Annotated in this window: 9 protein-coding genes; 1 reads left to right on the top strand and 8 read right to left on the bottom strand. The window is 51.5% G+C overall.

Translation table 11 applies throughout. The features are described 5' to 3' along the window. Window positions 1-219: 219 nt before the first annotated feature. Complete coding sequence (locus E6072_RS05105) at window positions 220-1,419, bottom strand: HRDC domain-containing protein (protein ID WP_316694215.1); 1,200 nt, start codon at window positions 1,417-1,419, stop codon at window positions 220-222. Beyond that, on the bottom strand, window positions 1,416-1,991 hold the full coding sequence (locus E6072_RS05100) for a DUF3000 family protein (RefSeq protein WP_316694213.1): 576 nt from the start codon (window positions 1,989-1,991) through the stop codon (window positions 1,416-1,418). The genes E6072_RS05105 and E6072_RS05100 overlap by 4 nt, the downstream gene beginning before the upstream one ends. 314 nt (window positions 1,992-2,305) lie before the next feature. On the opposite strand from E6072_RS05100, the gene E6072_RS05095 reads away from it, so the two are divergent. Further along, the gene (locus E6072_RS05095) at window positions 2,306-3,553 is read left to right on the top strand and encodes a carboxylate--amine ligase (RefSeq protein ID WP_316694211.1); all 1,248 of its coding nucleotides are present in this window, start codon (window positions 2,306-2,308) and stop codon (window positions 3,551-3,553) included. A gap of 74 nt (window positions 3,554-3,627) precedes the next feature. On the opposite strand, the gene treZ is transcribed toward E6072_RS05095, so the two are convergent. From treZ to E6072_RS05065, 6 genes are all read right to left on the bottom strand, one after another. Next, window positions 3,628-5,427: a malto-oligosyltrehalose trehalohydrolase gene (gene treZ / locus E6072_RS05090; protein ID WP_316694209.1), complete on the bottom strand. Its 1,800-nt coding sequence runs from the start codon at window positions 5,425-5,427 to the stop codon at window positions 3,628-3,630. Continuing rightward, complete coding sequence (gene treY, locus E6072_RS05085) at window positions 5,428-7,947, bottom strand: malto-oligosyltrehalose synthase (RefSeq protein ID WP_316694206.1); 2,520 nt, start codon at window positions 7,945-7,947, stop codon at window positions 5,428-5,430. 11 nt (window positions 7,948-7,958) lie between these two features. Continuing rightward, complete coding sequence (glgX, locus tag E6072_RS05080; protein ID WP_316694204.1) at window positions 7,959-10,103, bottom strand: glycogen debranching protein GlgX; 2,145 nt, start codon at window positions 10,101-10,103, stop codon at window positions 7,959-7,961. A 113-nt stretch (window positions 10,104-10,216) separates the two neighbouring features. Continuing rightward, window positions 10,217-11,095 (bottom strand): hypothetical protein, encoded by an 879-nt coding sequence (locus tag E6072_RS05075; RefSeq protein WP_316694202.1) that lies wholly within the window; start codon window positions 11,093-11,095, stop codon window positions 10,217-10,219. After that, window positions 11,080-11,271 carry a hypothetical protein gene (locus tag E6072_RS05070; protein ID WP_316694201.1) on the bottom strand — a complete coding sequence of 64 codons (192 nt, stop codon included), beginning with the start codon at window positions 11,269-11,271 and terminating at the stop codon, window positions 11,080-11,082. Before E6072_RS05070 ends, E6072_RS05075 begins: the two co-directional genes overlap by 16 nt. Window positions 11,272-11,322: 51 nt before the next feature. Continuing rightward, window positions 11,323-12,180 carry an ADP-ribosylglycohydrolase family protein gene (locus E6072_RS05065; protein WP_316694200.1) on the bottom strand — a complete coding sequence of 286 codons (858 nt, stop codon included), beginning with the start codon at window positions 12,178-12,180 and terminating at the stop codon, window positions 11,323-11,325. Between the last annotated feature and the right edge of the window lie 238 nt (window positions 12,181-12,418).

Raw genomic sequence — 12,418 nt, 5'->3', positions numbered from 1 at the left:
CCAGTCCCATCCCGAACCTGGAAGCTAAGCTAGGCAACGCTGATGGTACTACGCCCCAACGAGCGCGGGAGAGTAAGAAACCACCACAACCACATTAAAAGGCAGGGTACAGAAGCTGGTTACAGTTTTTGTGCCCTGCCTTTCTATATTTTTTAAGCAACTTCAATGCAGCTAGCCGGGGAATGGGGATTATTTCCGGCTACCATAAGTTTTAACTTGTTACTCTTTAGTCCAATGAGCGCAGATTTCCTCAAGGCGGGGGAAGAAGATCTCTTTTTGCCAGCTTCTCGCAGTAGCTGCTTCCAATAGGGTTGCGGTATCATCTGATTTTTCCCAATAGGCAGCTACCTGCCGGATGGCGCTAGGAGAAAGCGCGCATTCTGTCCATACCTGATTTTCCTGTGCCCAGGTGGATACGTCCTCTTTAAGTAAGCGGTACAGTTCAGCGCGGGATGAATTAATTTTTTCCCAGGTTGCTAGCGAGGTTATTTCGTGAAGTTTCCGGGCGGATTGCCTTTTCGGTAACAGGTCTTTTTCTAGGTTGCGTACCTTTTTTATTGCCTGCCACCAAAGGCGTGCATGACGGCGCAGCTGTCGGCGCTTCATGAAGGGGCGCTGAGACAGCTCCTGGTAGCTACGCGGAGGCTGCAAGACCAAATCTATGAGATCGCGGTTAGGTAGAACCCGATGGGGTGCTAAATCTGCATCCCGCGCAATTTCATCGCGCCTATTGAAAAGCTCCCGCAGCAAGCCGAGCTGGCGAGGAGAACGGGCTTTACCAGCACCTTTTATATGCCGCCAAGGTTCGCTACTACGCGGACGATGGTAGTTGGTTAATGTATAGGAAAACTCTTGTTGCGCCCAAGGTAAACGACCTGCTGCTTCCAAACGCTCTTTGAGCGCTAAAGCCAGCTCCACCAGGTATTCCACATCCAGGGCAGCATAATCAAGCCATGATTGTTTGAGGGGACGCAATGACCAGTTTTCCCGAGTATGGTTCTTGGCTAGTTTTACCCCCAGAACTTCCTCGGTAACTGCCCCCAATCCCACGTGTTCATACCCCAATAGCTTCGCTGCGATTTGAGTATCGAATAGATGCGGTGCCACTAAACCTGCCCACTCCATGCACTCTAAATCTTCTTTGGCAGCGTGCAGCACCCAGGTACTGTTTTTGCAGGCCTCACTTAAATCCGATAGGTCATCAAGTACCAGAGGATCAAGTAAAACCAGGGGAGCGTTCTGCCCTTTAGCCTGAATCAAATAGGCCTTGTCCTGGTAGCGGATACCGCTGGCGCGTTCAGTATCAAAAGCCACGTACTGTCCGGGGGTGCGGTATTCTCGCAAGCAGTGGCGGTATTGCTGCTGGTTATCGGTTAGGGGAACCGACCCGAGGCGGGGACGGTAAAGGGTTTCGCTCATACCAGCTTTACCTGTCCCAGTCGAGATATTCCGGCGCTAACTTCCACGGAGTATCCCGACATCATCGCTAATAGCCGCGAGATTGCCCCCGCGTGGGGCGCCAGGTCATTTTCTAGGGGGGTCCAGGAGGCACGCAGCTCCATTTCTGCAGATTCAGAGCGTTTTTCTAACTCTCCAAAGCTGGCCGAATGGGAGCGGGTAACTGATCCGGCAGCCTGGAAAAAACTGGCATCTGTCTGGGTCAAAAAATCGGTGAACCAGGACCAACAAACCTGGTCAGCCAGTGGTTCAGTCACTAGATCTACATCCACGTGTGCCCCTAGCATCGTCACTAGACGAAAACGTCCTTGCCACCCGGGTTGTTCCTGGGGGTCATAAAGAATCACGAGCCGCCCGGATCCGCCGCTGTGGGAGTTACCCTCCAAGGAGCCACAGTCCATGCGAATCGCCGCAGAAAAAGGAGCGATTCCATGGGGAGCAGAAATTTCGCTGACCGTAACGTGAGAATCATAGGCGGCATGGCGCAAAGTGAGTAGAGCATCGGTAAACTCTGCAGGCGTCTTCTGATTCACTATTTCAGCGTAAGCAGGAAACCTCTGCTAAAGCCACTGCCACGCCGATAATCAACCGACCTAGCTGTAAACATGCCAATTTCCCGGTTGGGACAGTTGGTTTCTTGACCCGATAGTGCAATTGGATAAGCAGCTTCTTGGCAGTAGGATTCGGGTGCCTTCCGGGGCAATGAGCAAGATTTGATAGCATTGAGTGGCTCAAATCTTAGGGAGGCACTGTGGTAGAAAAACAGGATATAGCGTTTCAACCGGTTATCCCAGGGACCGATATCGGAGCGTACGCTTTAGCGCGATCTTTTCATGAAAAATGGAAGGTGAAACCAACGCTGCTCACCCTGCAGGTTCTGGGGCCAATAATGGCGTCTAGCATTATTGATACTCGCCTAGTCGACGCCCATGCGCTGCCCAATCCAGACTCGGATATGCCGTTGATTGATGGATTGCTAGCACTTGCTCCCGAGCTGCAAAAAGAGTATCCAGGAAAGAAGCTGCTGTTAATTGCCAATATGGATTCCAATGTGCGTGATATTATGCGCCGCGGGGAAGAGCTACGGAAGTATTATGCGTTCGCCTTCCCCTCCTTGCAGGTTATTGAGGATACCTCCGATAAAGTAAAGTTTCCGCTGCTAGCTGCCCAGCATGGCTTGAATGTTCCCAAAACTTTAGAAATTGATTTTTCTGGTTCTCTAGAGGACGAACTAGCTAAACTTGAACAGGTAAATGAGCCTTTCCCTTGGATTATTAAACCGGCTACCAGCGCTGGCTACGAGCGCCTTAAATGGCCGGGCAAAGCGAAAGTCTATACGGTTTCCACTAAAGAAGAAGCGCACAACTTACTAGCTAATCTTTATCAACACACTCACAATAATCCGCATGCCCGCCGCTTCGTGCTGCAGCCCCGGGTGGAAGGCAACGACAGCTTCAATCTCTCGGTAACTGCCTACGTTGATCAAAACTTGCGGGTAACTATGCTGGGATCTGCCCAGGTGCTACTAGAAGACCATTCGCCGACTGCTCTCGGTAACCCGGTGGCGATGATTACCGAACCCTATCCGCGCCTCTATGAGCAGGTAAGTAGCTTCCTAAAGGGAGTGGGCTGGCACGGCTTCGCCAACTTTGACTTTAAGGTAGATTCGCGCACGGGGATTGCTTATTGCTTCGAGGTTAATCCCCGCATCGGACGGAACTCCTACTACAACACCTCTGCGGGGATGAATCCTATGAGGTTTTTTGTCGAGGACGTAGTCGAAGGGAAAAAGGTATCCCCGCAACGTTTAGGAAAGCGCGTCTACTATTCGATTCTGCCCAAACGGCTAGTGCTGCGGTATGTAGATAAACAGATGGGTAAGAAGATCAGGACCTTGTACCGGCAGAAGAAAAATCATGATCCGTTGTTCTATCCGGCGGATTTCGGCTTTAGTCTGCGTGGCCTAAAACGATTCGCTTACGTGATGATTGCCCGGGAGAATCATTGGAGAAAGTACCATCGCAACTATCCGGTCGCTAAATTCCAGCAGGGGGAAACCCGCTCCCTAGATACTGCTGCCTTAACGCAGCCCTAGCTTGGTTGCTACTGCCGGCCGCAGTACTTAGGGAATCCGAGAGAGATCCTCAAGCACTAGGAACTAGTAGTGCGCTAAGCAACTACTAGTAGGGTGTCTTCACTTAGGATTTCCGCGGGAGGATTATCCAGTTTCCCGTTTGTGAAGGAGAAAAAGTCACCTTGCGGCAGCTGCGCGACTAAATCGCTGATATCAACGCAGCTGTGATGTAGGTTTACTACTACCTGAGCGCGCTCTGTCTTCAATACCAGTAGCTGCTGCTGGCGCTCCAAAGAAATAAAATCCGCAAACACTCCTTCGTGGCGCAGCGCGATCAAGCGTCTATACCAGGTGAGCATCTTTTTATGCTCGACCTCAGAAAGTTCGGACCACGCCAGCTTAGAGTCAAGGAAAGTAGAGAGAGCTTGCGGGGAGGGCACTTCCACTTCACCATCATAAATTTTTTCCCAATCATGGGAGGCAAACTCGCGTTTGCGTCCCTCATCTACCGCTTTCCCAATGCCTTCATCCGCATAGTCAGTGAAGAATTGGAAGCGCGAACGGCTGCCCCATTCTTCTCCTTGAAACAGCATCGGCGTAAACGGGGAGGCTAGAATCAAAGCCGCTTGACCAGCCAGTAACCCGGGGGAGAGTTTCTCGCTGGGACGATCCCCTAAAGCGCGATTGCCCACCTGGTCGTGGTTGGAAGCAAAACCAAAGAAACGGTTACGTTCCATATCTGCCGGAACTGGAGCCCCCCAGTTTTTCCCTCGGAAACTCGAGTAAGTGCCGTTATGGTAAAACACTTGTGAATATATCTTGCTTAGAGCCGCGGGATCAGCAAAATCTTCGTAGTATCCTTGGGTTTCTCCGGTAAAAGCTACATGAATGCCGTGGTGAATGTCGTCATCCCATTGGCCGTCCATGCCGTAACCGCCCTGATCAACCGGGCTAACCATGCGGGCATCGTTGAGGTCAGATTCGGCCACCAAAGTTAGCGGCCTGCCTAGCTTTTCCGAAAGGTTGTGAACTTCTTGGGAAAGCTCCGCTAAAAGATGCAGTTCAGAATCATCTTGGATTTCGTGGACTGCATCTAGCCGCAGACCGTCAAACCCGTAATCAGCCAGTAAAGCTAGCGCTGCCCCAATTAAGAAATCCCTTACCGGGCCAGAATCAGAGCCGTCTAAGTTGTAGCCATCACCCCAGGGAGTTTCGTGGCGGCTCGAAAAATAAGGAGCAAACTGACTTAAATAATTTCCGGAGGAACCCAAATGATTTAAGACTAAGTCTTGGGCAACTGCGATTCCAAGCTTATGAGCCTCATCAATAAAAGCCACCAAATCTTCCGGGGTACCGTAGGGATTGAAGAGGGCGTACAGGCCAACCCCGTCGTAGCCCCAACCTCGCTGGCCAGGGAACACCGCGATCGGCATCAGTTCGATTACTTCGACTCCCAAATCTGCGAGATAGGGGAGTTTTTCTGTAGCTGCCCGCAGAGTTCCCTGGGCGGTGAAAGTTCCGATATGCAGCTCATACCAGACCTTACCCAAAAGTTTTCCATCGGGTTGCCAGCTCGAGGTATGTTTAATAGCGGAAATATCGGCAGTCTGCACCCACAGTTCACTGCCCGGAACATAGGTGCGCGCCCGGGGATCCGGGAAGGGGCCATTTCCGTCTACTTCAAAAGCATAGGTAGTGCCGTTGGGGAGCGGGCGTGGAGCGAGCCACCAGGAGCCGTATTGCACCATCGCGGTTTTTCGCGGATTCTCTGGGGATCCTACCATCAGGTTTACCTGCTTTTTATTCGGTGCCCACAGCGGTACTCGTCCGCATCCGGCTATAAGCTCCCAGGGTGGCAAGCCTTCATAATCTAGATCCGAAGGGGTTAAATCCATTTATTCCACCCGCTCCAGTATCCGTGCGCCTCGTTTAAATAGCAGCTCTTCCAAGCTTTGCATTCCCCCAGGGAAAACTTCATTTGAGCAAATATCTTTCCAGGATCCTTCCGGTAGAACCACGGTATGTTCGCTGCGGAAATCTCCCTGATATCGGGAGAGTACTCCGGAAAGACGCCGGGCAATAGTTACGATTTGCGCACCTTCACGTGCAGTCCCGCGCGCAAACGCTACCGCGTAACCAGTAGAGAGGGCGAGCGCCTCATAGGTGGCGGTAGCAGATACGAAGCACTCGGGGCGGCGGCGCCGTAGCCGCAAGATTGCTGCCGTAAGGTTGAGTTTCAAATCATCTAGCGCTGAGTCTGCCGCCTGATCTAAGCCTTCTTGATCCAGATGGGAAAGTCTTTGCGCTAGCGCAGTGAAATCAACGGGGCGACGATTATCGGGATCCACCAACGATGTTTGGGTGATTTCTGAACCTTGATAAACGTCCGCCACCCCCGGCATGGTTAGTTGTAAAGCCTTATTAGCCACGATGGTGTAGCGGGTAGCTAGCCCGGTTTCGCCGTGCCAGCGAGAAACAATATCAGCTACCTGGGGGTCGCATATAATTTGGTCGGCATAATCGAGGAGCTCGTTTTCTCGGGTCTCATCCGGAGCAGTCCAGGTCGTCCAAGATTTTTGTTCCCTAATCGCCTTTACTAAATATTGGCGCAGCCGCTCAGAAGAGATCGGTCCGTTGTCATCCCAAGTGCCGATCAGGGTTTGCCACAGCATGTTTTCGCTGCGGCCATCCAGATCGTTAGGACGGTAAGGTTGAGTGGCATCTCGCAGGTCGGAAACAATTTGTGCCCAAAGCGTCGGGTACTGGCTGATAATGGCCAGGCGCATCCGCACGTCCTCACAGCGTTTAGTGTCGTGGGTAGAGTTAGTGGTCATGGTAGCTGGCCAGTTAGTTTGAATATCGCGCGCAAATAGATGCAGATTATCGGCAGAAATTCCGAAAGCTTGCGGGTTAGAACCTACTTCATTTAGGCACAGTAGGTGAGTCCAGCGATAGAAAGTAGTGTCTTCTACTCCTTTGGCCATGACTGCTCCGCAGACCTGTTGGAAACGCACCAAGAATTCTTGCCGATCCAGGTCGCTTACTTTCAAAGCCGCAGATCCGGTTTCATCCCCAAGTACCAAGGCAACTACCACCGCCATGGTGTCAGCATGTTCGGGATTCAGGTTGCGTAGTGCTCGCCTCGCTGCTGCCGCTACGATTTCTCTGGAGAGTGCGGGGGCCGGATTCCCTACCGTCACATAGGCACGGTAGCAAGGCATTTCGATAATCAGTTCTCGCAAACAATCAACCAGGGAGCGGAAGGTGTAATCGCGCAAACGAAAATCATTTTGACAGATTTTCCATACTAACTGTCCGATCCGGCGGACTTCCGCAGCCAGGGAGGTATCGATAATCTGGGCTTTGGCTTCGCGCTGCATTTGCGGATAGGACGAGGGCGAATCTGCCGTTAAAGTCTGCATTAGGGTTCCCAGCGGCAAGGATGCTCGCGGATCTACTTGCAGGGCGGTTAGCCGCCAGGAGGTGTCGTAACCGGTAGTGCCGGCAATAGGCCAGTCGCTAGGTAGCCGTTCGGCGTCCTCCAGGATCTTTTCTGCCGCAATCCAAGCGCCCCCGGTGGCTTCAGATAGCCAGTGGAAATAGCCTGCCGGGTCGGCTAATCCGTCGGGATGGTCAACCCGGAAAGCATCGATATAGCCGGCGTTGAACAGTTCTAGGAGTAAGGCGTGGGTAGAGTCAAACACGTCGCGTTCTTCCACCCGCAGTGCCGCTAGGGTATCGACATCGAAGAACCGGCGATAGTTAAGCTCTTCATCAGCTACTTTCCAATGTGCCAGGCGGTAGTGTTGTCGCTCTACCAGTACTTCTAGTGGCAGGGACTCGGTACCGACAGCCACTGGGAAATAATGGTCATAGTAGCGCAGAATCCATTGCTCGCCGCGTTCGGGCTCGGTAGGAATTATCATCTGCTCTAGCTTGAGCTCTTGGTCGGCTAATACTTGCCCGATTCGTTTTCCGAGGACGGGCATCAGAATCGGTTGATCAATATCGATATCGAACCAGTGAGCATAGGGGGATTCTTTCCCCCTCTTGAGCACTGACCACATAGGGCGGTTAATCCATACCGGAGTCGGTACCGCCATATGGTTAGGAACCAGGTCGACTACCAGTCCTAATCCTTCTTGGTGGGCAGCATCAGCGAGTTCTTCAAACTGGGCGCGCCCACCCAGTTCTTTAGAAATATGGGTGTGGTCTACTACGTCATAGCCATGCATGGATCCGGGAACCGCTTGCAAAATGGGGGAGAGGAATAGATCGGTGATTCCCAGGTTTCGCCAGTATCCCAGGTGTTCGCGTGCATCTTTAAAGGTAAAATCCTCACTCAGCTGCAGACGATAAGTGCTGATAGGGACATGTTTTCCCTGAGCGGGCAGGTGGGGATGCTGACTGTTCATCGAGGTTCTCCTTATTCCTCCACTACTTCGCGGATAAGTACCACTACCGAGCGGTCTAACAGCTCGAGTTGGTCACTAGCTCCATATTCGATTTCCTCTTCGGTATCGCTTCCGGGAAGGTCTTCCATAGTGGAGATCGCGATTTTCCAGCCGGAGCCGTGCCCTTCCGGTATCTGGAAGGTGCGGGGATCGGGGTCGGCATTGAAGAGCAGCAAGAAAGAATCGTCAACGATGCGTTGCCCGCGGGAATCAGGTTCGCGAATCGCTTCCCCGTTTAAGAAAATCATCAGGGAGCGTGCTTCTTCGTTGCTCCAGGCTTCTTCGGTCATCTTTTGTCCATTGGGAGCAAACCAGTTGATCTCGCCCAGATCGGACTGCCCGCCGCGCGAAGGCGCGCCGGCAAAGAAACGACGACGATGGAATACGGGGTGATCATTACGGAACTTAATCAGATGTTTGGTGAACTCTAGGAGGCGGAGGCGGTAGTCGTCCTCTTCGGCGTCCTCGAAAGACCAATCCATCCAGGAAAGTTCATTATCTTGACAATAGGTGTTGTTGTTTCCCTGCTGGGTGCGGGCAACCTCGTCTCCCATTAGTAGCATCGGAACCCCCTGGGATAGGAATAGGGTGGTTAGGAAGTTCCGGTGCTGGCGCGAACGCAGCTTTTGAATCACCGGGTCATCGGTGGGGCCTTCCACCCCGCAATTCCAGGAGCGGTTGTGGGATTCCCCGTCGCCTCCCTCCTCGCCATTGGCTTCATTGTGTTTCTCGTTATAAGAAACCAGGTCATTCATAGTGAAGCCGTCATGGGCAGTAACAAAGTTGATAGAGGCATTCGGGCGGCGGCCACTTTGTTCATAGAGGTCTGCGCTGCCGCAAAAACGGGAGGCAAACTCGGGTAGGGTAGCGTAGTTTCCGCGCCAAAAATCGCGAACAGTGTCGCGGTATTTGCCGTTCCATTCACTCCACATGGAGGGGAAACCCCCCACCTGGTAGCCGCCATCACCCACGTCCCAAGGCTCGGCAATCAGTTTCAGCTGGGAAAGAACCGGATCTTGGTGGATGATATCGAAAAATGCGGAAAGCTTATCTACATCGTGAAGCTCACGCGCCAAGGTAGAGGCGAGGTCGAAACGGAAACCATCTACGTGCATCTCGATTGCCCAATACCGCAAAGAATCCATAATCAGTTGCAGCACCGCCGGTGAGCGCATGAGAAGCGAGTTCCCGGTTCCAGTAGTGTCGAAATAGTGCGCCTTATCGTCCTCTACCAGGCGGTAATAGGAGGCGTTATCTAGCCCCTTGAAGGATAGAGTCGGACCCATATGGTTGCCTTCAGCGGTGTGGTTATAGACCACATCCAGGATTACTTCGATCCCTGCCTGATGCAGATTTTTCACCATTTGTTTGAACTCTTGAACTTGTCCATCAACCACGTCTTGAGAGCGATATTGGGCATGGGGAGCAAAAAAGCTAATAGTGTTATACCCCCAATAGTTCGACAGACCACGTTCTTGCAGGGTGGAATCGTTTACGAACTGGTGCACCGGCATCAGTTCAATGGCATTTACTCCCAATTCCTTCAGGTATTCGATAGTCACCGGGTTGGCGATTCCCGCATAGGTGCCGCGTTCTTTCTCGGGGATCTGTTCATTTAATTTGGTGAAGCCTTTTACATGTGCCTCGTAAATTACTAACTTGTGAAGCTCGTGTCCCGGAGGACGGTCATTTCCCCAATCGAAATAAGGGGTAGTTACGACTGAAACCGCCATATCGGGTAAGGAATCATCATGGTTAGGCTGGCTGGGATCGTTCCAGTCATAGGAATATAGTGACTGCTTGGCTCCCACAGTGCCATCGGTGGCCTTCGCATAAGGATCCAGGAGGAACTTGTTAATATCACAGCGGTGTCCTTGTTCCGGATCGTAAGGGCCTTCTACCCGGAAACCATAACGCTGCTCATCACGCAGTCCCGGAATATAGCAATGCCATACATGGTGGTCTACTTCGCGGAGCTCAATACGCTCTTCGCTACCATCTTCTGCAATTAAACAAAGATAAACTTTGGTTGCTACCTCGCTAAAAACTGCGAAGTTTACCCCAGCTCCGTCATAGGTCGCCCCGAGCGGATACGGTTTTCCTGGCCAAATTTCCATGCTTCTAGGTTGTCACAAAATGCGCCATTTAGCACTTAGTTACAGCTGAATAGCAAAGATGGAGGTAGATAGCACAGCGGAGGCAACCGGTTTTCAACTTTTGCCGCTATCCGTTAGGAGTTTTCTTCCAGACCGGTGAAATCGCTGTCCAAATCGATAATTTCCTGCAATCCCAGCGCCGGATCTTTCAGAAAATCTTCAATACTTCCCCGTTTATCTTTATCTTTGCGGGCATTGAAAAAATCGAGAACCTTTTCAATCAATGCCCGTAGCTCCCCGCTACGGGCAGCATCAGCGATTACTCCCTCCTGGATTCTTTCCAGATTCCATAAAGCTAATAGCTTCGAAAATAGCCAATCGACGTCAGCTTCTTCCACGGGTACTTTCTTTCCTCGTAAAGCTTCTTGGAAATACTCTTCGTCATCTGCGTCTAATTCATCTGCTAGAAAATCGAGAGCATCGACTACTCCCTGATAAAGCCACAGAGAATCTTTAGGGGGAAAGATCAATAGAGAACCGTCATCTTCCCGTTGCCGGGAATGCAACTCACCAAACCCCCCGGCTAGCAGCCGGTCGCGAAATCTTGTCACTGCCTGGCGTCTATTTTTCCAGTTCCGGTCATCTTTAAATACTTCTAGGGTTTTTACTCGGGTAGACGCAGCATCTTTCGGCCAGTTTCCCACCCAAATTGCATGGATAAAATCATAAAAGTTCAGATTAACTTTTTGCACGGCACCATAGTATTTTTCAACTACCAGGAACTCGCAGGTTCTTATCCAACTGAGGTCGCCGCCGTAAAAAATATGGGGATAGGTAAAGGGGAGGCGCCTATCTTCGATTACCGGAACCCAGACCGAACCCATATCGTAGCCGTAGTCATGTAAGACGAGATTGGGATCATCTGCTATTTGTTCACCAATAGTAGCTAGTGCCTGTGCAAAGGGTATTTCCATTCCTTCCGGAGGTTCCAAACCATCTAATCGTCCAGGCAATCGACACCTTCCCAAAGTTCGGCCACCAGGTCGCGAGGGATTTTTATCCGTTGCTCTTTGAGGGCAGAAAGAATCAGCATTAGCGCGCACCCAGGCTCGCCTACCTCGAAGAGCTCTTCTACATTGCTATGTAGCACCGCATCGTAGCTGTCTTTTTCTAGCAATAACTTCCACAAAGATTCGGTGCATACATAATCAACTGGCTCATCACGCTTAACGTCCTTGAGTCAGCGGTTATCCGGCCACTCGAAACTGGTATCAAACCTTGCTTCATACGAGGCAACATACGCATGCAAGTCTTCGGGCAAATATCGGAGTGCTGATTGCGCCATAAATTTCATGCGTTCATCAATCCCGTACCGGGTGGAATAATATGCCCAGGCGATAGCGCCGGTGATTGCCCCCATCGTGTCCGCATCACCCCCTAACCAAATGGTGTTGCGAATAGCGTCCTCGAAACTAATCGATTCCGTAAATGCCCGGATAGCTTGGGGTACCGTACCTTGGCAGGATTCATCAAAGTGATAGTTAGCCTTAATTTCGGCGAGCGATTGCTCAAGAGGATAGAAATTCTCTGAAATGTAGTATTCGATTTCCCGCTTGCTACGGCTATTGCGCGCTAAGTAGATTGCCGCCGCCACCGCCTTTGCGCCTTTAATGCCTTCGGGGTGATTGTGGGTGACTGCCGCACTTATTTCTGCAAATTTGAGGGCTTCCGCCAGGCTATTGGCTGATTCGGCGGCTGCCGATACCCGCATGGCGCTGCCGTTTCCCCAGGAATTATAGGGGTGCGGGCTATCTTCACTTAGCCAAGCTGCAAAACGCCCTCCGTAGGAGCCCATCGGCTCGGGAAAACGCCGCCCCATTTCCTGCATACGTTGCACCAGGAGCTGGGTAAGACGCTGCTCAGTACGTTCGGAATCTTTGAGGTTTAGCCACCTTAAAAATGCCATTCCCTGAGCAATAGTCATTAAAGAGTCATCGGTGTAGTTAGAGCCATAGGGAAATAGCTCAAAATCTCGGCGAGCTACCGGTGAGAACTCCCGGGTTGAGCCGATAACATCCCCGATAATCGCGCCGATCATAACTGCTCCTCCCGTAAATGAATTACTGTTGCTTTTACCATTATGTGCTCCTGTTTCAGATACCGGCAGTAAACTTCCGGTTTTCTGTTAATTCGAAAGCTAGATGGAAGGTCATGCTTACTATGCTTAGCGCTTGGCTATATCCGCTGGGTTAAGCGGGCTGTTTAGAGGATGCTCTCTCCCGGGGTTTTTCATTTGCTCGAGCGGGTAAAGACGGAAATTTTAGTGGCGATGCACC

It is taken from the genome of Varibaculum cambriense, assembly GCF_032557235.1.
In the GTDB taxonomy this organism is placed as follows: Bacteria; Actinomycetota; Actinomycetes; order Actinomycetales; family Actinomycetaceae; genus Varibaculum; species Varibaculum cambriense_C.
This window is presented reverse-complemented; position numbering and strand designations above follow the sequence as displayed.